This is a genomic window from Gordonia terrae (assembly GCF_051789125.1).
Lineage (GTDB): Bacteria > Actinomycetota > Actinomycetes > Mycobacteriales > Mycobacteriaceae > Gordonia > Gordonia terrae_A.
The window spans coordinates 4,484,550-4,508,097 of record NZ_CP196526.1 but is presented as its reverse complement, the minus strand read 5'-3'; the positions used below and the strand labels follow the sequence as shown (position 1 = coordinate 4,508,097).

Here is a 23,548-nt window from a genome sequence, read left to right as displayed (position 1 = left end):
GGCGCACGTCCGGCCTCGGATGCCTTCGGCGTGCTCGACTCGAACGTAAGGAGCGGGGGCCCTCTTCGGGGCCGGGCACGGGCAGTCCGAATGCGAAGGGCGTCGGCAGCACCGTTGTTCGGATATGCCGAACGGCGGTGACGGCAGTCACATCTCGTCGCCATGCTGAGGCTCATCAGCCAGCAGCCACCGAGATCCGGTGTCACACGACCCACAGGAGAACCGATGACCGAGAACGCCGCACGCTTCGATGTCGCACACCTCGCGCGAGCCGAACTGTTGAGCCCGAAGCCGCAGGAAACCCTCGACTTCTTCACCAGGTTCCTGGGCATGTACGTCACCCGGCGCGACGGTCAGTCGGTCTACCTCCGAGCGTACGAGGACCCCTACCCCTGGAGCCTGAAGATCACCGAGTCCGCCGAGCCCGGGATGGGCCACGCCGGCCTGCGGACCAGCTCTGCCGAGGCCCTCGAACGCCGTGCCGCCTCGCTGCAGGGGGCGAACATCGAGACATCCTGGCACGAGGACGAATTCGGCTACGGCAAGACGCTCGCGTACAAGACCGCCGACGGTCACGATTTCTCGCTGCTCTGGGAGGCCGAGAAGTACGTGGCGCCAGCGGAACTGCAGAGCAAGATCCTCACCCGGCCGTCGAAGAAGCCGCTGCAGGGGATCCCGGTCAAGCGCATCGACCACCTCAACCTGATGGCTTCCGATGTCACCGCGGTCAAAACCGAGTTCGAGCGGCACCTCGGGTTCCGCACCACCGAGCGCGTCGTCGACGGAGACGTCGAGATCGGCGCCTGGATGAGCTCGAACGTCCTCGGCCACGAGGTCGCGTGTATGCGCGACATGACCGGCGGGCGGGGCAAGCTGCATCACCTCGCCTTCTACTACGGCACGGGTCAGCACAACATCGACGCGGTGGAGATGTTCCGCGAGTACGACATCCGGATCGAAGCCGGGCCGGATCGGCACGGGATCACCCAGGGGCAGTTCCTGTACGTGTTCGAACCGGGTGGCAACCGCATCGAGCTGTTCGGTGAAGCCGGGTACCTGCATCTCGACCCGTCCGCCGAGACGAAGACCTGGCAGATGTCCGACATCGACACCGGCCTGGCCATCGGTGGTGCGAAGCTGCCGTGGGAAACCTACTTCACCTATGGCACCCCCAGCCCGCTCCCGCTCGACGAGCACATCACGGCCTTCGCCGACTTCGGGCCGGGCGCACCCGCGCCGGAGGCAGAGGCGGTCGTCGAACTGCTGCCCGACGAGATCGAGCGGTCCCGTGCCGTGGCCGATGCTCCGGTCTGATCCGCCCGGACCGATCGAAGCAGTCCATCCCTACCAGATCAGGAGACTCCTTGACTGCCATCGACATCGCCACGGTGTCGTCGTCCGACGGTGCGTCTGACCAGCCGCCGCGGATCGCCGACATCCTGTACCACGACCTCGTGTCACCCGGCGAGGTCGCCGCGGTTCGCCACCGGGTTCGCGAGGTCGCGCTCCGCGACGTCGCCCCGGTGGCCGACCGGATCGCGCGGGGCGACGAACGGCTCGACGGCTTCCCGCGGGACGTGTTCGATCGGCTGGCCGCGGCGGGGATCTACCGCATCCCCTTTCCGGCCGATGTCGGTGGCGACGGACTGGCCCACCCGGCGACCGCGACGGCCACCGCTGTCGAAGAACTGGCGTACTTCTCCAACAGCGTCGCCGCGATCTTCGACGTCCACTGCATCCTCGCGGGGAACGCCGTCAATCAGGGCACGCCAGCGCAGCGCCGGAGGTGGCTGGCCCCGGTCGTCGCCGGTGAGCTCGTGGGTGCGTTCGCCACCAGTGAACCGGCCGCGTCGAGCGATCTCTCGCCCGAGGCGGTCCAGACCGTGGCGCACCGCCGCGGCGACGTATGGGTCCTGAACGGGCGCAAGCGGTGGATCACCAATTCCGTCGTCGCCGCGTTCGTGGTGGTCCTCGCGCGCACCGGCGACCGGCTTTCGACGTTCATCGTCCCGACCGACACCCCGGGGGTCCGGGTGGGAATTCCCGATCGCAAGCTCGGGAACAAGGGCCAGATCACCGCCGACGTCCACCTCGACGGGGTGGAGCTGGGGCCGGAGTCCCTGCTCGGAACCGAGGGCGGCGGTCTGAAGGTCGCCTTGCAGACGCTGACCTACGGGCGCATCGGGATCGCGGCGGCCGGCGTCGGGATGGCGCAGGCCGCCTTCGACCGCACCGCTGCTCACCTGCGCACCCGGGTGGCGTTCGGCGAACCGCTCGCGGCGCGGCAGCACTGGCAGTTCCTCATGGCCGACCGCGCGACCGAGATCGCGATCTCGCGTGACCTGTACATCAAGGCGGCGATGCGGCTCGACTCCGGCACGCGGTTCCCCGAACCGGAGGCGGCGATGGCAAAACTGCGCGGCACCGAGGTCGCGGTGCAGATGGCGCGCGACGCGGTCCAGGCATTCGGCGGACTGGGCTTCACCCAGGAACTGGGCGACGACGACTCGTCGGGTCCGGTCGAGGCGTTCTACCGGGACAGCAAGATCGGGGAGATCTACGAGGGTGCCAGCGAGGTGCAGCGCTGGGTGCTCGCACGGCAGATCTTCGGGCGTGACGTCGTGGGCTGATCGGACTCCGCGATGCCGTGCGCGGGCCGCCGTCCACCTGGTGGGCGGCGGCCCTTGGCGTGTCGGGACCAAAACAGGGCATCGTGGTGTTGTGCACGGTGACGCCTTCCGAGCGCCGTCGATCGACGGGGCGGGGGAGCGTCAGCAGGAGGAAACGTGAGCAACACCTATCGCAAGTCCCCCGAGGCGTTGAGCCGCCTCACCGACACGCAGTTCCGCATCACCCAGCGTGACGGCACCGAGCGCGCCTTCGACAACGAGTACTGGGACAACCACGAACCGGGTATCTACGTGGATGTCGTGTCGGGGCAGCCGCTGTTCTCGTCGACCGACAAGTTCGACAGCGGGACCGGATGGCCGAGCTTCACCAGGCCCATCGATCCCGACGCCGTGGCGACCAAGGTCGATCGGAGCCTGTTCATGCGGCGTATCGAAGTGCGGTCCGCCGGGGCCGACAGTCACCTCGGACATCTCTTCGACGACGGGCCCCGCGACGCGGGCGGTCGGCGCTACTGCATGAACTCCGCATCACTGCGGTTCATCCCGGCCGCCGAACTCGAGGCGGAGGGTTACGGCGAGTTCGCGGCCCTGTTCGCCGACACGCCCGCCACCGACACCCCCGGCACCGACACGCCCGGCACCGACACCCCCAGCACCGACACCCATGAGGAGAAGGCATGACCACAGACACCGGCCAGATCACCGTCCGTCCCGGCACGGAGACCGCCGTCCTCGCCGGCGGCTGCTTCTGGGGTATGGAGGATCTGATCCGTAGGCAGCCCGGCGTGCTCGACACCCGAGTCGGGTACACGGGCGGACAGAACGATCACGCCACCTACCGCAACCATCCCGGTCACGCCGAAGCCGTCGAGATCGTGTTCGATCCGACGCAGACGTCGTACCGCGACATCCTGGCGTTCTTCTTCCAGATCCACGATCCGACGACACGCGATCGGCAGGGCAACGACGTGGGTTCCAGCTACCGGTCGGCCATCTTCCCGGTGACCCCGGAGCAGGAGCAGGTCGCACGTGACACGATCGCCGACGTCGACGCGTCGGGTCTGTGGCCCGGCAAGGCGGTCACGACGATCGAGGCGCTGGGTCCGTTCTGGCAGGCCGAGCCGGAGCACCAGGACTACCTGCTGAACTTCCCCAACGGCTACACCTGCCACTTCCCGCGCCCGGGATGGGTGTTGCCGAAGCGGGATGCGGCATCCGCGAGCTGATGGCCCCGCCTCGTTGACGTTCCCGGTTCGTTGACGTCACCGGTCACCGGTTGACCATCCGGCCCCGGCGCTTCCCGCGTCGGGGCCGGTTGTCTGTGGCGTCGCGATCGCCCGTGCGGTGGATGTGCCGGCAGGTACGTTGAGACATCTGCGGGCACGGGTGAATCCGTGCGCGACGTGGTCGGCAACCATGAAGGGATCGGTCCGGATCATGCCGAAGGTTCTGGTCGTCGGCGCTGTCAACGTCGATCTCGTCGTGGAAACCGACCGCCTGCCGGGTCCGGGTGAGACGGTCGTCGGCCCGACGGTGACGCGTCACGGCGGCGGGAAGGGCGCGAACGCCGCGGTGGCCGCCGCGCGTGCGGGCGCCGAGGTGCGTTACTGCGGCGCCGTGGGGTCCGACGACATGGCCGAGAGCGCCCTGGCGGAGCTGCGACACGAGGGGGTCGACATCGCCGATGTGGCCGCGCTCGACGAGGTGGCCACCGGAATGGCACTGATCGTCGTCGATTCGCGCGGCGAGAATCAGATCGCGGTGGGTGCGGGCGCGAACGGTGTGCTCGACGCGGCAGTCGTCCAACGGGCGGTCGACCGGGCAGCCGGCTGGGCGGGGTGCGTACTCGTCAGCACCGAGATTCCTGCCGATGCCGTGGCTGCGGCCGTGGAACAGGCTGCTGCACATGGTATTCCGTGCGTCCTCAACCCGGCGCCGGTGCTGCCGTCCCTGATCGGGCTGATGGCCTCGGCGCCGATGTTGACGCCCAACACGTCAGAACTCCGCGACCTGCACGCGCTGCTGCTCGAGTCGACGGACACGCCGGCCGAGGCATCCGTGACCGAGCAGGCGAGGATGGTGGCCTCCCGAGCGGTCGTTCCGGTACTCGTGACACTCGGCGCGGACGGAGTCCTGCTCGCGGATACCGCCGGTGACACGATCACCGTGCCCGCCGGCCGCGTCGACGCGGTCGTCGACACAACCGGAGCGGGCGACACCTTCAACGGTGTGTTCGCGGCCTCGGTGGCCGACGGCTCGACGGTCGTGGAAGCCGCGAAGCGGGGTGTGACGGCGGCGTCGTTGTCGATCGCGGCCGTCGGTGCCCGTACCGGGATGCCGACAGACGAGGCGATCCGCCGCGCACTGTGACGACGCGCTTGCCCCGGTGGCCTGTCTCACGCACCGCGTTCTCGCTCACCACGAACTTCCGGATCCGCGACAGCGGAAAGGAATATCGCTGCGGGAACGTCAGGGGGACCGGATGGTGAGGACCGCGAGGGCGCCGTCGTCGCTGCGGTAGGTGTGCGCCGCGTCGGAGAGCCACTGCAACGATTCGCCCGGTCCCGCGGCCCGCTCGTGATCGACGCGGCCGGCGACGAGGTGACCGCTGACGACGTACACATGCTCGACGACGCCGGGTCCGTGCGCGGGTGACTCCCTGACTCCGCCCGGGGTCACGCGCAGCCAGAAGACCTCGGTGACCGACCCGTCGTCGTGATGCTCTACGTGGAGCAGGCGTGCGGAGAGGTGCGGACTCGAGCCCACGGCACCGGTGTCCTCGCCGAGGAGGGCGGTCAGCGGGACACCGAGGGGTCCGGCCACCGCGTACAGGGTATCCAGCGTCGGATTCCGTTGGCCTGCTTCGAGTTCGGACAGCGAGCCCTTCCCGATTCCGGCTTCGCGGGCCAGTGCGGACAGCGACAGGCCGCGGCGGTGGCGCAGCGTGGTGATCCGGGTGCCGACCGAGCGTCGTCGGTCCTCGCCGTCTGTCATCGTCGAAGTCCCTGTCCTGTGGGGGCCGTCGGTTGTGTTCTGTTTACGGAACGATACCGGTTATGCTCGCGACATGACCAGTCCAGGATCGACGACGCGCAGCGAGCCGATCATCGCAGGCGTCGTCACGTCGCTCGTCGGGTTCACCTCGTCGTTCGTCGTGGTCGTCACCGGTCTGCGTGCGGTGGGAGCCTCGCCGGAGCAAGCCGCGTCGGGGCTTCTCGCGCTGACAGTCATGTTCGCGCTCGGAACGATCCTGTTGTCGTTGCGGTCCCGCCGTCCGGTGACACTGGCGTGGTCCACGCCCGGCGCTGCGCTCCTGGCGTCGACGGGGGCGTCGTATGAAGGCGGCTGGTCCGCGGCGGTCGGCGCGTTCCTGCTCGTCGGCGTGCTGGTGCTCGTGACCGGACTCGTGCCGGCCCTCGGCGACCTGATCGGACGTATCCCGACGCCGATCGCGCAGGCGATGCTCGCCGGAGTGCTGCTCACCCTGTGCCTCGCGCCGATGAGATCCCTCGCCGCGCAACCATGGTCGACGCTGCCGATCCTCATCGTGTGGCTGCTGGCGATGCGGTGGCTCACGAGATGGGCCCTGCCTCTGGCGCTGGCCACCGCACTGATCGTCATCGGCGTGAACCTCTCGGTGAACGGTTACGACGGCTGGACGACCGCGTCATGGGTACCCCGGCTCGCCTGGACGACACCGACCTTCGACGCCGCGGCCGTCGTCGGGCTCGCGGTACCGCTCTACATCGTCACGATGGCGTCGCAGAACGTGCCGGGGGTGGCCGTGCTGAAATCATTTGGTTACGAAACGCCTTGGCGCCCGGCGATGTTCGTGACCGGGGCGGGGACGGTCATCGGCGCACCCTTCGGCGGGCACGCGATCAACCTGGCGGCGCTGTCGGCGGCCCTGGCCGCGGGGCCGGAGGCCGGCGCCGACCGGTCGCGGCGCTGGATCGCCGGCGTCGCAACGGGTTCGACGAGCCTCGTGCTCGCCGTACTGTCCGGGGCGCTGGTGACGATCACCGCGATCGCCCCGGAGGGTCTCCTCGAAGCCGTCGCAGGCCTCGCCCTCCTGGCGACCTTCGTCGCGGCCATCACCGGGGCATTCGACCGGGAGGAATTCCGCATCCCGGCGGCCCTCACCTTCGTGACCGCGGCAGCGGGCGTCGCCTTCGCCGGCATCGGCGGGGCCTTCTGGGCGCTCGTCGTGGGCCTGGTGGCGCACGGGGTGCTGCGCAAACGGTGAATCGGGCCGGACCCGAGGCATGACCTCAGTCGAGGGCCGCGACGCGCCTCTTCTCCTCGTCGACGTCGAAATCTGCTGCCGGCCAATCCAGTCGGAGTCCTGAAAGTGTGTGGATCAGCAGCTCGCAGACGGCAAGCCGCGCGAACCACTTGTGGTCGGAGGGAATGACGAACCAGGGGGCGGTGTCGCGGTCGGTGAGGTCGAAGACCGCTTGGTAGGCCTCGAGGTAGGCGTCCCAGTAACCGCGCTCGTCGATGTCTCCCGGGTTGTACTTCCAGTGTTTGTCCGGTCGTTCGAGCCGTTCGGCGAGTCGCTTCTTCTGCTCGTCCTTCGAGACCACGAGACAGCACTTGATGATCGTCGTCCCGGAATCGACGAGGTCGGACTCGAACCGGTTGATCAGGTCGTAGCGCGCCTCCCACTCCGACCGAGGGACGAGGCGGTGCACGCGGACGGGCAGGACGTCTTCGTAATGCGACCGGTCGAAGATGCCGATCCTGCCGGCGGGCGGCAGGGCCCGGTGGATGCGCCACAGGAAGTCGTGCTGCAGTTCTTCTTCGGTCGGCTTCCCGAAACCCCGGACGGACAGACCCTGCGGGTCCATCATGCCCCCGACGTGGCGCACGATCCCGCCCTTGCCCGCGGTGTCCATGCCCTGCAGGACGAGCAACACGGAGCGGTGGTCTCCCGAACGACCGTTGGCGTACAACAACTCCTGCAGATCGGCGAGCACCTCGCCGCGCTCGGACAGGAGCCGCGTGCCCGCTTCCTTGTCGCCGCGGAATCCCGGGGTCGTGTCGGCGTCGAAGTCGGCGATCGGGCCGATGGCGCCCGCACGCAGGGCATCGACGGCCGGCATGGACCAGCCGATGCTCATGAGGAGGGCTCCCGACTCGGGGTGGTGGTGGGAGGCGGGAAAAGCGGCCCGCCGCCGAACGCGTCGCGATGTGAGTCCGGTTGTGCACCATCATTGTTGGCGATGCCGTAACCCGCGCCGAGTTCGGCGGTGACGAGCGTGCGTCCGTTGAGGACGGGGAGTTGCGGGTCGGACGCCAGACGCGCGATCACCCGCCCGACGAACTCGGGGTCTTCGGCGCGGGCCAGGGAGAAGCCGGCGAACTCGTCGACCCCCAGCGACAACAGCAGCTCGGTGCGAATCAGGCCGAGCCACAACGACACCGCGCTCACACCTGTGCCGTCGAGCTCGACCGCCATGTCAGCAGCCATCTTGTCCAGGGCGGTCTTGCTCATGCCGTAGAGCACCGAGTGCAGGTGGCCACGCGAACCGAACGAGGAGATGTTGGCGATCAGGCCGCCACCGGCGGTGGTCATCATGCGGGCCGCGTGCACCGAGGCCACGTAGTGGGCTCGGAGTCCGACGCCGATCAGGGTGTCCCAGTCGTCGACCGGCCGCTGCCAGAACGGATCCGAGAATCCCCCGAAGCCGCGTGGGGCCGCCCACGCGTTGTTGACGAGCAGGTCGAGTCGTCCGCTGGTCGCCGCGATCTGCTCGAACACCGAGGCGACGGATTCGTCGTCGGTGTGGTCACACGCGAGCGCGACGGCGCCGTCCGGGCCGGAGCCCTTGCGTGACGTGACGTACGTGGTCCACCCGTCGTCGATCAGGGCACGGGCGATCCCGAACCCGACTCCGCGGCTGCCGCCGGTGACGAGCGCGACGCGGTTCACGGCAGCCCGGGAGCGTCGGGGGAGGCATCGAAGAGCGTCGGCGGGGCCGCCAGGAACGCCTCGCGTGAACCGTTGACCTTCCACACGCCGACCACGGCGCTCCACACCATCATGGTCAGATAATCCACGACCTCGTCCGCGTCGAGAGTGCGATTGGTCATCCACCAGTCGACGACGTGCTGAATCCCCCCGACGAGCGCGTGCGACCACAACTCGGCGCCCGTGGTGTCGGCGCCCCGTTCCGCCATCCGCATCTGGATGCTGCTCATGACCAATTGGGTGACCAGACGGACGGAGTCGGCCGGCGCGGGCGACGACGTCGGCGAACTGGCCAGCGCGAAACGGTACAGGTTCGGCTCGTCGTCGACGGCGTGGACGTACACCCCGATGATGGTGTGGGTGAGCGTGTATTCGTCGACGTCATCGGCGATCGCCTCGGTCAGCCGCGGCCAGATGGTCGTCTCGAAGAATCGTGCCGTGGTGGCGACCCCGAGGTCGCTCTTGTCGGCGAAGTAGCGATACAGGACGGTTTTGGACACGCCTATGTGTGCGGCGATCTCGTCCATGCCCACATCGGCACCGAGGTCGCGGACCGCGGCGATGACGCCGTCGGTGAGTTCGGTGCGCCGCGCGAGCTTGTGTTTCTCCCAACGCTGCTTGCGTCCGTCGGGCTTGGCCCCGGTCTCGGCGACCGACTCGGTCACCGAGGTCAGCACCTGTTCGAGACCCCGCGTCACGTTGGCCGCGGCCGCCACTGCTGCGCGCGCGGCGGCCGCTGGTTTGGGGCGGTTGGCCATCACGCAGCCAGCGTAGTCGCTCGATGGGTGACACTGGTCCCATGGCATCGACAGTCGTCCCAGGAGTCGCCGGTCAGCACGAGGGCCCACCGGCCAAGGCGTTCTCGCCCGGTTTCGGTGAGAACGGCGCCGGCGACGCGGGCAGGCGCAGGGATCTGCGCAAGATGAAGGTGGTGGCGACCGGCTTTCTGGTGTTCGCCGCGATCGTCTACCTGTTCACCCGCTACCTCGAGCACCGAGACGGCACCGACGTGGCGGCGTGGGTCGGATACGTGCGTGCGGCATCGGAAGCCGGAATGGTGGGTGCGCTGGCCGACTGGTTCGCGGTGACCGCACTCTTCCGTCACCCGCTGGGCATACCGATTCCCCACACGGCCCTGATCCGGAAGAAGAAAGACGACATCGGAGATCAGCTCGGCGGGTTCATCGAGGAGAACTTCATGACTCCCGACGTGGTGGTCTACCGAGCCGAGCAGTTGGATCTGCCGCGTCGGCTGTCGACGTGGGTCGCCGACCCGCGCAACGCACCGCGGGTGAGCGGCGAAGCCGCGCGGGCGATCAAGCTCGCCGCCGAGATGCTGCGTGACGAGGACGTCGAACAACTCATCCAGGCGGCGCTGAAATGGGCGGCGGAACCGCAGTGGGCGCCACCGACCGGACGCATCCTCGAGCAGCTCATCGCCGAGGACCGGCTGGAGCCGGTCTTCCAGCTGCTGTGCGATCGCGCCCACGAGTGGGCACTGGGTAGTCAGGATCTCGTCGACCGGGTGGTGGACCGGGACGGACCTCAGTGGACGCCGAAGTTCGTCAACAATCTGGTGGGCGACCGGATCTATCGCGAACTCGTCGACTTCACCTACAAGGTGCGGGTCGACCCGGATCACGAATTGCGGCGCGCCATGCATGAATTCGTGGAGAAGTTCGCCGACGACCTGCAGAACGACCCCGAGATGATCGCCAAGTTCGAGGCCCTCAAGCTCGAGCTGGTGGGGCGCGACGAGGTGACCGGCGCGGCGTCGACGGCGTGGCAGACGGGTAAGGCGGTCATCGAGGAGATGCTGTCGGATCCGAACAGCACCCTGCGGAACACGTTGTCGGACTCGATCATCCAGCTCGCGGAGCGGATTCGCGACGACCGTCCCCTGCAGGAGAAGATGAACGGCTGGGTCGCCCGGGTGGCGCACCACGTCGCCGCGAACTACTCGCAGGAGATCATCTCGGTCATCACCGAGACGGTCCGCGGCTGGGACGCCGACGACACGAGCCGCAAGATCGAGCTCCAGGTGGGGCGTGATCTCCAGTTCATCCGGATCAACGGCACCGTGGTCGGTGCGCTGGCTGGACTGGTCATCTACTCGACGTCGGTGCTGATCTTCTCGTGAGGGTCATCTCCTGAGCGCCGCCGACGGCAGGGCCGCCCCGCGCATTAGCTGTGTGCTTGCACGGGTTAGCAGTCGTGTTGATACTGGGAGAAGGGCCGCACGTCGTCGTCTGGCCCGTTTCCGGAAGTCGGCCGACGGCCGAACGGCGCCGGTGAGTCCACACGAATGGAGCGTTGATGCAGTCGGAGAAGGACGAGCCGTCCCTCGACGCAGAGGGCGCCGTCGAATCACGGGACCGGACAGCGGATTCCGAGTCCGGGGAATCCGGGGACGCATCCACCGCGATCGCCGTCGAAGCCGTAGAGGCCGTGGCCAACGCCGCGCAGGACATCGGCGCGTTCATCCGATCTCAGCGGATGGCCGGGAAGGTCTCGCTGCGTCAGCTCGCGGAACGCGCCGGTGTCAGCAATCCTTATCTCAGCCAGATCGAACGCGGTCTGCGTAAGCCATCGGCCGAGGTGCTCGCCCAGATCGCCAAGGGACTGCGGGTTTCCGCGGAGGTGTTGTACGTCCGGGCAGGGATTCTCGAAGAACGGCCCGCGAGTCCGGTCCGTGATGCTCTGATCGCAGATGACTCCATCAACGAGCGTCAGAAGCAGATGTTGCTGGAGATCTACGAGTCATTCCGCAAAGAGAACACGATCGAGTCGACCGGCAAGGAGTAGCTGATGAGCGAGAATCCGTTGACGACAGCCGTGGGGCAGGTTGCTGCCTTGCTCGCAGACGTGCGTGAACGCGGCGAAGCCGCCGGCGAACAAGCGCAATCGAAGCTCGTCGAGACTGTCGGTTCGACCCAGGCCCGGGTCGACGACGCCCGATCGAAGCTCGCCGAGACCGTCGAATCCACCCAATCGAAGCTCGCCGAGACGGTCGGTTCCACCCAATCCATCATCGAGTCGCGGATCGCAGGCACGCGCGACGACGCGCAGGCACGGCTCGACGAGGCCCTGGCCACGGCGCTCGCTCTGTTCGAGGAGGCGAGGACCAAGCTCTCGGCTCTGCCGGTCGAATTGCCCGCGGAGATAGAGGAACTGCGGGCTCGTTTCTCGCCGGAGGAGTTGCGCAAGGTCGCCGAGGCGTACCTCGCGGTGGCAGCCGGCCTGCTGACCGCCCTGTCGGAACGGCGTGACGAAGCCGTGGAGAAGCTGAAGTCGCAGCCGCTGGTCGGGGAGAACCTGCCGAAGCTCGAGAAGGTGTACAACGACGCCGTCGGTCTCACCGAAGAAGCGTTGGGGACGATCTCCGAGCAGACCCGTGCGGTCGGCGAGCGTGCGCTGAAGCTGGCGAACCGTACCGACGGCGACGACGCCGGGGCGGCTGCGAGCACGGGACCCGGCAGTGCGGGGATCGACGCGACCGACGAGCTCCCGCCGAAGGCGGCGGCCAAGATCGCCGAGGTCAAGGCGGCCGTCGACCGGGCGCCGGTGGACAAGGCGCCCGAACCGCCGGTCAGTCCCCAGAAGGCAAACCCCCAGAAGGCGACACCCCAGAAGGCAACGCCTGAGAAGTCCGTGGCTCCCGCGAAGACGACACCCGCGAAGACGACTCCCGCGAAGACGACTCCCGCGAAGACGACACCGGCCAAGAAGACGACTGCGCCGGCAGCCAAGAAGGCAGCGCCCGCGAAGGCCGCCACCAAGAAGGCCGCGGCCGTCAGGGACGCGGCCGAGCGCGCCGGCGCCAAGAAGACGGCTGCCGCCAAGAAGACGGCCGGCGCCACGAAGACCCCGGCCACGAAGACACCCGCCAAGAAGACGCCTGCCAAGAAGGCGGCCGCCGACACAGCGCAGACACCGACGCCGGGCGCGAAGAAGGCTGCTCCGACGAAGACCGCTGCACGTGAGGCGCCGGCGAAGAAGGCTGCCGCGACGGAGGCCCCGGCCAAGAAGACTGCTGCCAAGAAGACTGCTGCCAAGAAGACTGCTGCCAAGAAGACTGCCGCCAACAAGAACACGGCACAGAAGGCCACACCACAGAAGGCCACCGCCACGAAGACACCCGCCAAGAAGTCGCCGGCGAAGAAGGCGTCTCCGGGCGCGGAGTGACGGCCGATCGGGGCCGGGTGGGCGGTCCGCGTCGTAGGGTGTCGCAGCAAACCCGACTCGCGCGGCTACAGTGTTCGACGTGGACTTCTTCAGCGTATTGGCATATGGCCAGAGTCTGATCATGTTGACCCTGACGGTGGTCGCGGGTATCGCCTCGACCGTCGCGCTGATCCATGCGGCCATCCAACGGCCGGACGCCTTCCCGGCGGTGGACCGGCAGAGCAAGGTGATCTGGGTGTCGATCCTCGCCGCCGCCACCCTGTTCATCTGGTTCTTCGGGGCGGTGAACTTCCTGGGCATCATCGGCGTGGTCGCGATGCTCGTCTACCTCGTCGACGTGCGCAAACGCGTCGACGACATCCAGGGCAAGTCCTGGTTCAGCAAAAGGGCCTGACGCGTCGTGGCGGAATATCGGATCAATGACCTCGCGGAGGCCTCGGGGGTCAGTGTTCGCAACATCCGGGTCTATCAGGACCGCGGACTGCTTCCGCCGCCCACGATCCGGGGTCGGGCGGGCTGGTACTCCGACCAGCACCTCGTCCGGTTGAACCTGATCTCCCGGATGCTCGAGCGGGGCTACACCTTCGCCACCATCAGCGAGCTCCTCCACGCCGCACATCATGGGATGCGTGTCGAACAGATCCTGCGCGGAAACCCCAAGGGCGGACGGTTCCGGAACTTCAAGCGGGCCGCGACCATCACGATCACCGAGCTGCGCAAGACGCTGAACGCCAGCGACCGGTCCATCGCACTCAGCCAGAAGCTCGGTTTGCTGGCCAAGGACGGGGCGCACTACGCGATCCGCAACCCCGAACTCCTCGAAGGCGCGGAGATCCTGGTCAAGCGGGGGATCGACATCGACGTCCTCCTCGACCGCTGGGTGCGGGTGCAGGAGGATCTGGAAGACGTGGCCACGAGCTTCGTCTCGATCATCACCGATCGGTACTTCGACGAGAACCTCCCGGACCTCGGTGAGGCGGGCGTCAGCGAGATGGCCGACCTCATCCAGACGGTACGGCCGATCGCGCACGAGATCGTCGAGACGACCTTCCGCAAGGCTCTCGATGATCAGATCTCCAAGGCGATCGGCGAGGCCGCGACCTACTTCGACGCCGAGTTGCCCCCGCCGATCGTGTCCGGTGACGACCAGATGGAGCACGAACAGCCGGAGCAGGCACAGCCGGATTACGAGACAACAGACATTGGTACATTGAACACCGAAACGGGGCGCTGAGCGGACTCGGCGCCGCACGGGGCCACGTCGGCCCCGAACAGGTGAGGAGTGCCGGTGAACACGAAGTCGTTGGCCAGTGCGGGTGGCATAGCCGCCGCCGTCGGAGCAGGGGTCGTCGGCCTGGGGGTCGGTACCATCCTCGCCGGCCTTGCGCGAGAGGCGCTACGCGCCGACGTCGCGGTGGACGACGGACCCGACGATCTGCTCACCGAACCCCGGAACGCTCCGGAGCGGCTCGGGGTCCGCACACCGGACGGCACCGAACTCAACGTGGAGGTCTACGGCGACTCCGGAGACCCTGCCTCGAATGACACCGGCGACGTCATCGTGATGGTGCACGGCTGGACCTGCAACACTGCGTACTGGTATCCGCAGATCAATCACCTGGCGGCCTCCGAGGGCGGTGCGCGACGCGTGGTGGTCTACGACCAGCGCGGCCACGGACGCAGTGAGCGCGGCCGGCGCCGCCCGACGGTCGCGATGCTCGGCGAAGACCTCGACGCCGTGATCGAGGCCACGGTCCCGGCGGGACGCCGCGCGATCCTGGTGGGTCACAGCATGGGCGGGATGACGATCATGTCGTGGGCCGCTCAATATCCCGAGAAGGTCGGGTCGCTCGTCTCGTCGGTCGTGCTCGTCTCCACGGCGGCCAAGGCGGTCATGGACAATCACCTGCTGATCCCGGTGGATCTGCCTGTCTACGCCAAGCCCTTCGCACCCGCGGTGTCGAAATTGATCACCTCGGTGCCGGTGCCGATCCCCAAGACGTCCTACGGCGTTCGCTTCTCGCACTACATCGCGCTCGGTCCGAATGCCCGGCGAGCTCATGTCGACTTCGTCGACGAGATGATCGGTGCCTGCCCGCCGCGCGCACGCGCCGGATGGGGGTCGGCGATGGGCAAACTGGACGTCACCGCCGGCCTTGCGGCGCTGTCGGTTCCGACCACGGTGGTCGTCGGCACCGAGGACCGCCTGACCCCGCGGCTGCACGCCGAGCAGATGGCGGACATGTTGCGGCGCAACGGTTCTCTGCGGGACTTCGTCGTCTACGAGGGTGTGGGCCACATGTCCAGCATCGAGGCGGCCGAACGATTCAACGAGCTGCTCGATCAGGTCGTCGCGGAGAGCTCGGCGGAGACCGAACGCGCGTCCTGAATCCTCGCCGCGTTCAGAGCGAGCAGTTGACCAGCACGGGCTCGGGTCGGAGTGTCACGCCGAACGCGTCGACGACCCCGTCTCGTACCTCGCGCGCGAGGTCGAGGAGTGCCGCGGTGGTCGCGCCGCCCCGGTTGGTCAGTGCGAGAGTGTGTTTCGTCGACAGTCGCACGGTCGAATCCGGGCCGGGATGGCCGCGGTGGAACCCCGCGCGTTCGATCAGCCAGCCGGCCGACAGCTTGATCGCCGACGCGGCGTCGTCGGTGCTCGCGGGATCGGGGCCGGCGGGATATGCCGGGATGGCGACGTCGTCCCCGACGCGCGCGGCGATGCGCTCGAGCACCGAGGCGGCCTCGATGCCCGGAACGATCGGGTTGGTGAAGAACGAACCGGCACTCCAGGTGTCGAAGTCGTCGGCGTCGAGCACCATGCCCTTGCCGCGCCGCAGGGCCAGCACCGCATCGCGGGCGGTGCGCGCGTCGACGCGTTCTCCCGGTTCCACGCCCACCCGGGTGGCGAGTTCGCGATAACGGATGGGCTGGCTGGCATGGTCGTCGTTCAGCCAGAACGACACCGCGACGACCACGAAATCGTTGCGGTGCTTGAGGTTACTGGTCCGGTAGCCGAGCCCGAGCTCGCCGGGGGACACCCAGCGGAGGTTTCCCGAACGCCGGTCGAGAACCTGAACCGAGCGGAGGATGTCGGCGACCTCCACGCCGTACGCCCCGACGTTCTGTACCGGGGTCGCACCCGCCGCACCGGGAATACCGGACAGGCATTCGAGGCCGCCGTACCCGGCGTCGATGGTCGCGGACACCAGGTCGTCCCAGCCCACCCCCGCATCGGCGACGACATAGGTGCGGCCGGACTCGCGGCCGGCTCCGAACTCGACGCGGGCGCTTGCCAACACGACGGCGGTGCCGTCGAATCCGGCGTCGGCGATCACCAGATTGGAACCGCCGCCGACGACGAGGACGGGTTCGGACCGTCCGTCGAGCTCGAGGATGGTCTCGACGATGCCGCGGGTGTCGTCGCAGCGGATGATCTCGCGCGCGGGTCCACCCAGGCGCAGCGTGGTCAGCTCGGCAAGTGGCGCGCTCAGCGGCGCCTGCGTGTCGGTCACGCCCTCAACGTTAACCGGCGCCCGGTAGCGTGCACCTCATGGCGAGCAAGCTACAGCACACGGTGTCCTATCCCTTCTCCACCGAGCGACTGTGGGCGATCTACACGACAGAGAAGTACTGGCACGACCTCGTCGAGCGGATGAACTCCGGTCACGGGCACGTGGACAAGGTGACGATCGGCACCGACACCGTCACCGTCGAGATCCAGCAGGGCATCCCGGCGGAGAAGCTTCCGTCCGCGGTCACCAAGATCATGCCCGGCGACCTGCGCATCCCGCGGAAGAACACGTATCGGCTGGTCGGCGACCGTATCGAGGGGGAGACGCACGCGACCGTCGACGGCGCCCCGGTGCCGGTGAACGTGACGGGCACGACGCTCACCACGGGCGATCCGGCGACCACTGACAACCGCGCTGAGGTGTCGGTCAACATCCCGGTCTTCGGCGGAAAGATCGAGAAGTCGGTGGTCAGCGAGCTGTCCGCACTGCTCGACGCCGAGTGCGGACACACCGTCGAGTGGGAGAGCGAGAATCCGCTGACGTAGCCTGGTCTGCATGGCACGACGGCTCAGCTACTCCGCTCGCTACACACAGCCGGCGGAGAAGCTCTACCAAGCGCAGAGCATCAAGCAGTACTGGGACGACATGATGGCGGGATTCCAGATGATCTCGCCGCACTGTGAGGTCGACTCCTTCGTCTCCGACGAGACGGGTATCCGGGTGGTGCTCAAGCAGACCATCGGGCGGGACCAGCTTCCGTCGCTCGCGCAGACGGTGATGAAGAAGGACATGGTCATCACCCGCGAGGAGTCGCTGGGGCCGTTCGACCCGGACAACACCAAGGGCACCTACAACGCCTCGATCCCGGCAGGTCCGGGCAGTCTCAACGGCTGGCAGGAACTGTTCCCGACCGAGAACGGGGGCTGCACGATCCGCCGGACGAGCGAGGCCAAGGTGTTCGTGCCCTTCGTCAACGGCAAGCTCGAGCAGATGATCCTGATCAACCTCGTCGACCTCTTCCGCGCCGAGGCCGAGTACGCCAAGGACTGGGTCGACAAGAACTTGTGACCCGGCCCGGGCGCAGACCGTCGGTCGGGTTGCCGAGTGAGAATCGACGAGCGTAGTGAGGTACGAGCGCAGCGAGGAGGCTCGGAGCGAGAGCAGGCCCGGGCGCAGACCACACGGCCGGATCACGCGGGGTACGACGAACATCAATCGGTTGCGTCGGGTGGACCGCTGGATGGTCCATGAGCCCGCCGTGACGGCCGCGCTCGACGTCCCGCGACCGCTGGTCGTGGACCTCGGTTATGGCGCACGCCCCGACACGACCGTCGAGATGGCCGGGCGGCTGCGGCAGGTTGCGCCGGACCTGGAGATGGTGGGCCTCGAGATCGATCCGGAGCGCGTCGTCGAACCGCGGGACGGGGTGCGCTTCGCGGTCGGCGGGTTCGAGCTGGGCGGTCTGCGACCACGGCTGGTCCGGGCGTTCAACGTGCTGCGGCAGTACGACGAGGACGAGGTCGGGGCGGCGTGGGCGCGGATGCGCGCCGCCCTCGCGCCGGGCGGGTTGATCGTCGAGGGAACGTGCGACGAGATCGGCCGGCGGTGTACGTGGGTGTTGCTCGACACCGGCGGTCCGGTGAGTCTGACCCTGAGTTGGTCTCCGGAGCATTCGGCACGGCCGTCCGATCTCGCCGAGCGGTTACCGAAGGCCCTCATCCACCGGAACGTCCCGGGCGAGAAGATCCACGATCTGCTGACACTGGCCGACCAGTGCTGGGATGTCGCCGCGCCCCTGGCGCCGTACGGTCCGCGGGTCCGCTGGCGTTCGGCACTCGGGCTGATGCGGGATCGCGGCGTCGCGTGCGCGGTGCCTCGGCGTCGGACCTCGGACAATCTGCTGACCGTCCCCTGGTCGGTGGTCGCACCTCGCTAGGGGGGCGACCACGTCGGCCGGCAGGGGAGGCCCGCCCCGAAGTCGGGACCGGGCACCGGCGTTCCGGACGCTACTGTGACGGCATGCGCGTGGCCATGGCCCAGATCAGTTCCACCGACGATCCGAACGCCAATCTGGCGACCCTGCGGAATGCGACCGAGGACGCCGCGTCTCGCGGTGCGGAACTCGTCGTGTTCCCGGAGGCGACGATGTGCCGATTCGGCGTTCCGCTGAAGCCCGTCGCCGAAGATCTCGACGGCCGGTGGGCGCGAGGTGTCTCCGACGTGGCGGCGTCGGCGGGTGTCACCGTCGTGGCGGGCATGTTCACCCCGTCCGGCGACGGACGCGTCCGGAACACGGTGCTCGTCGCACAGCCGGACGGAACTCGCGTGGGGTACCACAAGATCCACCTGTTCGATGCCTTCGGCTTCACCGAGTCCACGACCGTCGCACCCGGCGACGACCCGCTCACCTTTCGGGTCGGCGAGGTCACCGTGGGGGTCGCGACCTGCTACGACATCCGGTTCCCGGGGTTGTTCACCAACCTGGCCCGACGCGGTGCCGAGGTGATCGTGGTGCCGACCTCCTGGGGTTCCGGCCCCGGCAAGTTGCGCCAATGGGAGGTGCTGGCCTCCGCGCGAGCCCTGGATTCGACGACGTTCGTCGTCGCCGTCGGCCAGGCGGTCCCGCCCGACGAGGAGGTGGCGGCGTCGCCCGCGCCGACCGGAATCGGACACAGCCAAATCACAGACCCATTCGGTACGTTGGTCGCCGCGTATCCGGATAGCATCCGGATCGACGTGCACGACCTCGACCTAGCACTGGTCGAGAAGGCCCGTGGACAACTGGCGGTCCTCGCCAACGAGCGACACCTGCCGGTCGGCGGAGCGGTGGACACCGACCTGACAACAGCCGACGCGCGGCTCCGCGAGTCCGACGACCGAGGACGGAAACCATGAGCGACAGCAACACGCCCCGCCCCGACGCTTCATCCGGGGACGATCCCGTCGACCCGACCCATCGCATCGACCCCGTATCGGGAGACGCGGGCGATGAGTGGCAGCCGGCTCCACACCCATCCACACCGGAACCTTCCACGCTGGAACCTTCCGCGCCGGATCAGGCCACACCGGAGCATTCACCCACCGAGCAGTTCGCGACCGACCCGATCGTTCCCGGCGCGCAGGCGTATTCGGCGGTTCCGCCTGCTGATGCCGAGACCACGGACTTCGGCAGCGGCCAGAAGCCCGCCACCACACAGTTCGGACCGGGCGACGAGCCCTACGGCTCGGGCCCCGTCGATGCGACACCTCCCGGGGCTCCCGGAAGCGGCCCGGTCAGGACGTCGCCGCGGAAGAAGCGGAGCACCGGCAAGATCATCGCCTTCAGCGTGGTGGGCGTGCTGTTGCTCGGGGTCATCGCCGCGGTGGGCAGCGAGCTCTATCTGCGCAACAAGGTGACCGACTGTCTCGAGCAGTCGTTCAGCGGACTCACCGGCGTGCCGACCGAGGTGTCGCTGAGCCGCAAACCGATCGTGTTGCAGGGCAGCGGCGACATCCCGTTCGTGCAGGTCGACACCGACGACAACGCGGGCGGTGTGCGACTGCACATGCGGGCCGACGGCATCTCGGGCAGCGACACCGCCACCGACATCCGCAGTCTCAACGGCACCGGCTTCATCCCGTACGAGCGGATCGTCGAACTCAGCAAGGAACAGGCCGCGGGTTCCGGCCAGAGCACCGGCGGTACCGCGGCCGGGGCTGCGGCGGTCGAGCAGATCACCGGCAACGCCGCGGACGGCACCTTCGAGGTGCAGGCCGCGTTCCCCGTCATGGTCTTCCAGGTGCCGGTGTCGGCGACCATCAAACCGGTCGTCACCGATGGTCGCGTCGAATTCCAGGTGGTCAAGGCCAGCGCACTCGTCTTCGGCATCCCGCCGGACTTCGCCCAGCAGATCGTCGACCAGGTCACGACATCCTCGCTCGGCCCCTTCTTCGACGAGGTGCAGGTCGACTCGCTCAAGGTCACCGACACCGGTCTGGAGTTCGCGATCAGCGGGTCCGACGTGCAGTTGACCAGCGAGATGACCGGCGGATCGCAGGGTCAGTCGGGCGGTTGTTCCGTCTGACGGGGGTTCGCCCGGAGGAACCACACCGTGGGACCGTCGGTCAGGGTGAACTCGGCGTAGACCCGGCCGGCCCACTTCCGGGTGTACACGCCGACCATGTGCCGGTCGGCGGTGCTGGTCGTCACCGGTGATCCGTTGCCGAGCGCGTCGGTCAGCACCGGTTCCAAGAGAGCGGTGAGTGAACCGTTCTCGCGGTGATCGGGGTGTACCAGGGCGAAGACGATGCTCACGGCTCCGGGGACGACGCACGCAGCAGACTTCTCCTGCAGTTCGCGGAACCGCGCGATGAAGCCGGCGAGCGCGGTCACGTAATGCTGCGACCGCGAAGCCAACTCGTCGCTGATCGGTTGTGCACTGTGGTCGGGTCCGGCGACCGCGATCAGCGCCACCAATCGGCCGTCATCGGTGAACATGCCTCTCAGGCCGGGCAGGAGATCGGTGAAGAGAATGTCGGCGTACCAGCGGTAGGCGTCGGCGGGGGCGTCCTCACCGATCAGCCAGCGGTACACCGGTACCCCGCGCATCTCCGGGCCGAGGAGGTCGAGCGCATCCGGTCGGTCGTCGTCGGTCAGCGGCCGCGTGTGCGTGCTGATCGCCCGTGAACTCCTCATATCCATATACCAGCACATTCTCCGTAGAAATCGGCACGAAGTCGGTGATGAATGCCGGATCGTCGTTTCTCGTCGAGCGAATGCTGATTCCCGTGTCGGGTTTGCACTCCGGTTAGAAGCGCACCAGTGATTGTTAAACTGAGAATTTCGCTTACTGAATGACAGTGTCGTGATCGCTCTGTAATGTCGCCCTCGAGCCGTCACGCAGGTGAGAGTGGACGGTTTGCACGAAGTATCTCACCACTGGCGAAAGAGGAAGAACATGGCAGGAATAGTGGACGGCGGCATCACCGGAGCGATCACCGGAGCGATCGAGGTGATTCTCGGCGGACTCGGAGATTCCGGATCGATCGGTGGCGGATCCCTCGGCGGCGACGCCGACTGACACAGTTCATGCCGGCGCGGTATCCCCTCCGCGGGCCGGCATCGCTGCAGCTCCGCAGATTCGGCAGTCGGTAACGCGCGTTGCGATACCGGCTGCCGAACTGTTTTCGGGCCTTGGAAAACGACCACACCGTTGCATCGACGCTGCAAACAAGATATCGGCGATACTTTTTGTCTTTCGTGTCCTAAATCCCGTCGACCCCACTCACCTGCGACTTCGCCGAATCACCGAGATGTGTTTCGTGGGAGGTTGTCGATGAATCGGTGCATTTGGGCAGAAATTTGCGAAATCAATATGTAACGTCGGAAACGAGCCGACGCACGGGTGAGAGCGGACGGTTTGTATCGAAAGATCTCACCATCGACGAAGGAGTAACCATGGGAGACATTGTCACCGGTGTCATCGAAGAAGTACTCGGCGAATTGGTCACCGGCTCGCTCGACGGCGGGACCGAAGACCCGGCGTAAGTCGACGCAAACTTCGAACCGCCCCACGATTGCGATCGTGGGGCGGTTCGCGTTGGTACGAGCGGGTTTCCGTAACCCGGTGGCGGCGTCAGTTGAAGACGACGGTCTTGCGGCCGTGGACGAGCACACGGTCCTCGAGGTGCCACCGCAATCCCCGCGAGAGGACGAGCGTCTCGATGTCGCGGCCCTGCCGGACCATGTCGGCCACGGAGTCGCCGTGATCGACTCGCACCACGTCCTGCTCGATGATCGGCCCGGCGTCGAGATCGGCCGTCACGTAGTGGCAGGTGGCGCCGATCAGTTTGACCCCGCGCGCGAACGCCTGATGGTAGGGGCGCGCGCCGATGAAGCTGGGCAGGAAGCTGTGATGGATGTTCAGGGCGCGACCCGCCCACGCCTCGCAGAGCTGCGGGGGCAGTATCTGCATGAACCGAGCCAGCACCACGGCGTCGGGTCGATAACCGTCGACGATCCGGCCCAGTTCCGCGAAGGACTCGGCCTTGCGCTCCCCGGCGAACGGGACGTGGTGGAACGGAATGCCGAAACGTGTTGCGAGGTCCTCGAGTTCACGGTGGTTGCCGATGATCGCGCGGATCGCGGCCGGTAGTTCGCCCCGATGCGCCCGGCCGAGAAGGTCCAGGAGGCAGTGGGTTTCCTTGCTGACCAGCAGCACGACGGACTTCGTGGCCCGCGAGTCCGTGAGTCGCCATTCGGTGTCGGGTCCGAGTTCGTCGGCGACCTCGGCGGCAAAGCGTGCGCGCAGTTCCTCCGGGCTCGACGACACCGAATCCGCGCGGATCGCCTGGCGCGTGAAGAACCAGCCGGTCTCCTCGTCGGAGTGGTAGGCCGCCTCGGTGATCCAGCCGCCGACGTCGGTGAGGAAGGTCGAGATGCGCGCCACGATCCCCGTGCGGTCGGGGCAGCCGAGCGTCAGCACATAGCGGTGCTCGGTGTGATCTGCATGGGTCGAATCCGTCTGGGTTGTCTGTCCGGTGGCCACGACTGCCAGTGTGCCAAGCTCGTCGGTGTGACGAACACCGACCTGCGGCGGAGCGATGTCGCCGCCATCATCGACCACACCCTCCTCAAACCCGAGGCCACACGCGCGGATGCGGAGGCCACAGTCGCCGAGGCGGCGCGGCTCGGTGTGCTGGCGGTCTGCCTGTCGCCGTCCATGTTGCCGATCGACACCGGTGATCTACGGAGCTGCGTGGTCGCCGGATTCCCCTCCGGGAAGCATCATTCGCTGGTCAAGGCTGCCGAGGCGCGGCTCGCTGTCGACTCGGGCGCCCAGGAGATCGACATGGTCATCGACGTGGGGGCGGCCGTGGACGGCCGGTTCGACGAGGTCTTCGCCGACGTCCTCACGGTTCGTGAGGCCGTCGGCGAGGACACGCTGCTGAAGGTCATCGTCGAGTCGGCCGCCCTCCTCGAGTACGCGGGTCCGGACACCCTCGTCGAGGTGTGCCGCCGGGCCGAACGCGCGGGCGCGTCGATGGTGAAGACGTCGACCGGCTTCCATCCTGCGGGTGGTGCGAGCGTCGAGGCCGTGACCTTGATGCGCGACGCGGTCGGCGCCCGGGTCGGGGTGAAGGCCAGCGGTGGGATCCGCACCGCCGACTTCGCCGCCGAACTGATCGCGGCCGGCGCCACCCGACTCGGCCTGTCGTCCTCGGCCGCCGTTCTCGACGGCTTCCCCGAGTAACCGGTCCGCTCACCC

The 23,548-nt window shown here is 67.7% G+C and carries 26 protein-coding genes; 19 read left to right on the top strand and 7 right to left on the bottom strand.

Annotated elements, in window-relative coordinates; genetic code table 11:
- Window positions 1–225: 225 nt before the first annotated feature.
- The 5 genes from ACSUZC_RS20565 to ACSUZC_RS20545 all read left to right on the top strand — a co-directional run bounded on the left by ACSUZC_RS20565 (window position 226) and on the right by ACSUZC_RS20545 (window position 5,000).
- Window positions 226–1,314 (top strand): VOC family protein, encoded by a 1,089-nt coding sequence (locus ACSUZC_RS20565; protein WP_439030303.1) that lies wholly within the window; start codon window positions 226–228, stop codon window positions 1,312–1,314.
- Window positions 1,315–1,373: 59 nt separating this feature from the next.
- Window positions 1,374–2,630 (top strand): acyl-CoA dehydrogenase family protein, encoded by a 1,257-nt coding sequence (locus ACSUZC_RS20560; RefSeq protein WP_439033189.1) that lies wholly within the window; start codon window positions 1,374–1,376, stop codon window positions 2,628–2,630.
- Between the two features lie 156 nt (window positions 2,631–2,786).
- On the top strand, window positions 2,787–3,311 hold the full coding sequence (msrB, locus tag ACSUZC_RS20555; RefSeq protein ID WP_439030302.1) for a peptide-methionine (R)-S-oxide reductase MsrB: 525 nt from the start codon (window positions 2,787–2,789) through the stop codon (window positions 3,309–3,311).
- On the top strand, window positions 3,308–3,856 hold the full coding sequence (gene msrA / locus ACSUZC_RS20550) for a peptide-methionine (S)-S-oxide reductase MsrA (protein ID WP_439030301.1): 549 nt from the start codon (window positions 3,308–3,310) through the stop codon (window positions 3,854–3,856). The genes msrB and msrA overlap by 4 nt, the downstream gene beginning before the upstream one ends.
- 211 nt (window positions 3,857–4,067) lie before the next feature.
- Complete coding sequence (locus ACSUZC_RS20545) at window positions 4,068–5,000, top strand: PfkB family carbohydrate kinase (protein ID WP_439030300.1); 933 nt, start codon at window positions 4,068–4,070, stop codon at window positions 4,998–5,000.
- Window positions 5,001–5,099: 99 nt separating this feature from the next.
- Here ACSUZC_RS20545 and ACSUZC_RS20540 read toward each other — a convergent pair whose 3' ends face one another.
- Window positions 5,100–5,624: a helix-turn-helix domain-containing protein gene (locus ACSUZC_RS20540; protein ID WP_439030299.1), complete on the bottom strand. Its 525-nt coding sequence runs from the start codon at window positions 5,622–5,624 to the stop codon at window positions 5,100–5,102.
- 73 nt (window positions 5,625–5,697) lie between these two features.
- Between ACSUZC_RS20540 and ACSUZC_RS20535 the strand changes: the two genes are divergently transcribed.
- Window positions 5,698–6,876 carry a benzoate/H(+) symporter BenE family transporter gene (locus ACSUZC_RS20535; protein ID WP_439030298.1) on the top strand — a complete coding sequence of 393 codons (1,179 nt, stop codon included), beginning with the start codon at window positions 5,698–5,700 and terminating at the stop codon, window positions 6,874–6,876.
- A 25-nt stretch (window positions 6,877–6,901) separates the two neighbouring features.
- Here ACSUZC_RS20535 and ACSUZC_RS20530 read toward each other — a convergent pair whose 3' ends face one another.
- The 3 genes from ACSUZC_RS20530 to ACSUZC_RS20520 are packed head-to-tail and all read right to left on the bottom strand — an operon-like array spanning window position 6,902 to window position 9,362.
- Complete coding sequence (locus ACSUZC_RS20530) at window positions 6,902–7,753, bottom strand: PPK2 family polyphosphate kinase (protein ID WP_439030297.1); 852 nt, start codon at window positions 7,751–7,753, stop codon at window positions 6,902–6,904.
- Window positions 7,750–8,565: an SDR family NAD(P)-dependent oxidoreductase gene (locus ACSUZC_RS20525; protein ID WP_439030296.1), complete on the bottom strand. Its 816-nt coding sequence runs from the start codon at window positions 8,563–8,565 to the stop codon at window positions 7,750–7,752. The genes ACSUZC_RS20530 and ACSUZC_RS20525 overlap by 4 nt, the downstream gene beginning before the upstream one ends.
- Window positions 8,562–9,362: a TetR/AcrR family transcriptional regulator gene (locus tag ACSUZC_RS20520; RefSeq protein WP_439033188.1), complete on the bottom strand. Its 801-nt coding sequence runs from the start codon at window positions 9,360–9,362 to the stop codon at window positions 8,562–8,564. The genes ACSUZC_RS20525 and ACSUZC_RS20520 overlap by 4 nt, the downstream gene beginning before the upstream one ends.
- 41 nt (window positions 9,363–9,403) lie before the next feature.
- Here ACSUZC_RS20520 and ACSUZC_RS20515 point away from each other — a divergent pair, with 41 nt between their 5' ends.
- The 6 genes from ACSUZC_RS20515 (at window position 9,404) to ACSUZC_RS20490 (ending at window position 15,178) form a co-directional block, all read left to right on the top strand.
- Complete coding sequence (locus ACSUZC_RS20515) at window positions 9,404–10,744, top strand: DUF445 domain-containing protein (protein WP_439030295.1); 1,341 nt, start codon at window positions 9,404–9,406, stop codon at window positions 10,742–10,744.
- 176 nt (window positions 10,745–10,920) lie between these two features.
- Window positions 10,921–11,409 (top strand): helix-turn-helix domain-containing protein, encoded by a 489-nt coding sequence (locus ACSUZC_RS20510; RefSeq protein ID WP_439030294.1) that lies wholly within the window; start codon window positions 10,921–10,923, stop codon window positions 11,407–11,409.
- Window positions 11,410–11,412: 3 nt separating this feature from the next.
- Window positions 11,413–12,789: a heparin-binding hemagglutinin gene (locus ACSUZC_RS20505; RefSeq protein WP_439030293.1), complete on the top strand. Its 1,377-nt coding sequence runs from the start codon at window positions 11,413–11,415 to the stop codon at window positions 12,787–12,789.
- A 70-nt stretch (window positions 12,790–12,859) separates the two neighbouring features.
- Window positions 12,860–13,183, top strand: a complete 324-nt coding sequence (locus tag ACSUZC_RS20500; protein WP_439030292.1) for a DUF2516 family protein — start codon at window positions 12,860–12,862, stop codon at window positions 13,181–13,183.
- 6 nt (window positions 13,184–13,189) lie between these two features.
- Window positions 13,190–14,023 (top strand): MerR family transcriptional regulator, encoded by an 834-nt coding sequence (locus ACSUZC_RS20495; protein WP_439030291.1) that lies wholly within the window; start codon window positions 13,190–13,192, stop codon window positions 14,021–14,023.
- A gap of 54 nt (window positions 14,024–14,077) precedes the next feature.
- Window positions 14,078–15,178: an alpha/beta fold hydrolase gene (locus tag ACSUZC_RS20490; RefSeq protein WP_439030290.1), complete on the top strand. Its 1,101-nt coding sequence runs from the start codon at window positions 14,078–14,080 to the stop codon at window positions 15,176–15,178.
- 13 nt (window positions 15,179–15,191) lie between these two features.
- On the opposite strand, the gene ACSUZC_RS20485 is transcribed toward ACSUZC_RS20490, so the two are convergent.
- The gene (locus tag ACSUZC_RS20485; RefSeq protein WP_439030289.1) at window positions 15,192–16,301 is read right to left on the bottom strand and encodes a UDP-N-acetylmuramate dehydrogenase; all 1,110 of its coding nucleotides are present in this window, start codon (window positions 16,299–16,301) and stop codon (window positions 15,192–15,194) included.
- A 38-nt stretch (window positions 16,302–16,339) separates the two neighbouring features.
- Between ACSUZC_RS20485 and ACSUZC_RS20480 the strand changes: the two genes are divergently transcribed.
- From ACSUZC_RS20480 to ACSUZC_RS20460, 5 genes are all read left to right on the top strand, one after another.
- On the top strand, window positions 16,340–16,846 hold the full coding sequence (locus tag ACSUZC_RS20480; RefSeq protein WP_439030288.1) for a DUF2505 domain-containing protein: 507 nt from the start codon (window positions 16,340–16,342) through the stop codon (window positions 16,844–16,846).
- 10 nt (window positions 16,847–16,856) lie between these two features.
- A complete protein-coding gene (locus ACSUZC_RS20475; protein WP_439030287.1) occupies window positions 16,857–17,369 on the top strand; it encodes a DUF2505 domain-containing protein in 513 nt (170 codons plus the stop codon).
- Window positions 17,370–17,541: 172 nt separating this feature from the next.
- On the top strand, window positions 17,542–18,237 hold the full coding sequence (locus ACSUZC_RS20470) for a class I SAM-dependent methyltransferase (protein WP_439030286.1): 696 nt from the start codon (window positions 17,542–17,544) through the stop codon (window positions 18,235–18,237).
- 83 nt (window positions 18,238–18,320) lie between these two features.
- A complete protein-coding gene (locus ACSUZC_RS20465; RefSeq protein WP_439030285.1) occupies window positions 18,321–19,196 on the top strand; it encodes a carbon-nitrogen hydrolase family protein in 876 nt (291 codons plus the stop codon).
- On the top strand, window positions 19,193–20,365 hold the full coding sequence (locus tag ACSUZC_RS20460) for a hypothetical protein (RefSeq protein ID WP_439030284.1): 1,173 nt from the start codon (window positions 19,193–19,195) through the stop codon (window positions 20,363–20,365). The genes ACSUZC_RS20465 and ACSUZC_RS20460 overlap by 4 nt, the downstream gene beginning before the upstream one ends.
- On the opposite strand, the gene ACSUZC_RS20455 is transcribed toward ACSUZC_RS20460, so the two are convergent.
- Window positions 20,341–20,976 carry a hypothetical protein gene (locus tag ACSUZC_RS20455; protein WP_439030283.1) on the bottom strand — a complete coding sequence of 212 codons (636 nt, stop codon included), beginning with the start codon at window positions 20,974–20,976 and terminating at the stop codon, window positions 20,341–20,343. The genes ACSUZC_RS20460 and ACSUZC_RS20455 overlap by 25 nt on opposite strands.
- A gap of 262 nt (window positions 20,977–21,238) precedes the next feature.
- On the opposite strand from ACSUZC_RS20455, the gene ACSUZC_RS20450 reads away from it, so the two are divergent.
- A complete protein-coding gene (locus tag ACSUZC_RS20450; protein WP_281063134.1) occupies window positions 21,239–21,361 on the top strand; it encodes a hypothetical protein in 123 nt (40 codons plus the stop codon).
- A 555-nt stretch (window positions 21,362–21,916) separates the two neighbouring features.
- Here ACSUZC_RS20450 and purU read toward each other — a convergent pair.
- Window positions 21,917–22,828 carry a formyltetrahydrofolate deformylase gene (gene purU, locus ACSUZC_RS20445; RefSeq protein ID WP_439030282.1) on the bottom strand — a complete coding sequence of 304 codons (912 nt, stop codon included), beginning with the start codon at window positions 22,826–22,828 and terminating at the stop codon, window positions 21,917–21,919.
- Between the two features lie 27 nt (window positions 22,829–22,855).
- On the opposite strand from purU, the gene deoC reads away from it, so the two are divergent.
- The gene (gene deoC, locus ACSUZC_RS20440) at window positions 22,856–23,533 is read left to right on the top strand and encodes a deoxyribose-phosphate aldolase (protein WP_439030281.1); all 678 of its coding nucleotides are present in this window, start codon (window positions 22,856–22,858) and stop codon (window positions 23,531–23,533) included.
- The last annotated feature ends 15 nt before the right edge of the window (window positions 23,534–23,548 follow it).

Coding starts and splice junctions, on each gene's coding strand:
- ACSUZC_RS20465 (WP_439030285.1), top strand. CDS start 18,321: ATGCGCGTGGCCATGGCCCAGATCAGTTCCACCGACGATCCGAACGCC.
- ACSUZC_RS20455 (WP_439030283.1), bottom strand. CDS start 20,976: ATGAGGAGTTCACGGGCGATCAGCACGCACACGCGGCCGCTGACCGAC.
- ACSUZC_RS20480 (WP_439030288.1), top strand. CDS start 16,340: ATGGCGAGCAAGCTACAGCACACGGTGTCCTATCCCTTCTCCACCGAG.
- ACSUZC_RS20535 (WP_439030298.1), top strand. CDS start 5,698: ATGACCAGTCCAGGATCGACGACGCGCAGCGAGCCGATCATCGCAGGC.
- ACSUZC_RS20520 (WP_439033188.1), bottom strand. CDS start 9,362: ATGGCCAACCGCCCCAAACCAGCGGCCGCCGCGCGCGCAGCAGTGGCG.
- ACSUZC_RS20515 (WP_439030295.1), top strand. CDS start 9,404: ATGGCATCGACAGTCGTCCCAGGAGTCGCCGGTCAGCACGAGGGCCCA.
- ACSUZC_RS20505 (WP_439030293.1), top strand. CDS start 11,413: ATGAGCGAGAATCCGTTGACGACAGCCGTGGGGCAGGTTGCTGCCTTG.
- ACSUZC_RS20510 (WP_439030294.1), top strand. CDS start 10,921: ATGCAGTCGGAGAAGGACGAGCCGTCCCTCGACGCAGAGGGCGCCGTC.
- ACSUZC_RS20470 (WP_439030286.1), top strand. CDS start 17,542: ATGGTCCATGAGCCCGCCGTGACGGCCGCGCTCGACGTCCCGCGACCG.
- ACSUZC_RS20545 (WP_439030300.1), top strand. CDS start 4,068: ATGCCGAAGGTTCTGGTCGTCGGCGCTGTCAACGTCGATCTCGTCGTG.
- ACSUZC_RS20530 (WP_439030297.1), bottom strand. CDS start 7,753: ATGAGCATCGGCTGGTCCATGCCGGCCGTCGATGCCCTGCGTGCGGGC.
- ACSUZC_RS20565 (WP_439030303.1), top strand. CDS start 226: ATGACCGAGAACGCCGCACGCTTCGATGTCGCACACCTCGCGCGAGCC.
- ACSUZC_RS20540 (WP_439030299.1), bottom strand. CDS start 5,624: ATGACAGACGGCGAGGACCGACGACGCTCGGTCGGCACCCGGATCACC.
- ACSUZC_RS20460 (WP_439030284.1), top strand. CDS start 19,193: ATGAGCGACAGCAACACGCCCCGCCCCGACGCTTCATCCGGGGACGAT.
- msrA (WP_439030301.1), top strand. CDS start 3,308: ATGACCACAGACACCGGCCAGATCACCGTCCGTCCCGGCACGGAGACC.
- ACSUZC_RS20450 (WP_281063134.1), top strand. CDS start 21,239: ATGGCAGGAATAGTGGACGGCGGCATCACCGGAGCGATCACCGGAGCG.
- ACSUZC_RS20475 (WP_439030287.1), top strand. CDS start 16,857: ATGGCACGACGGCTCAGCTACTCCGCTCGCTACACACAGCCGGCGGAG.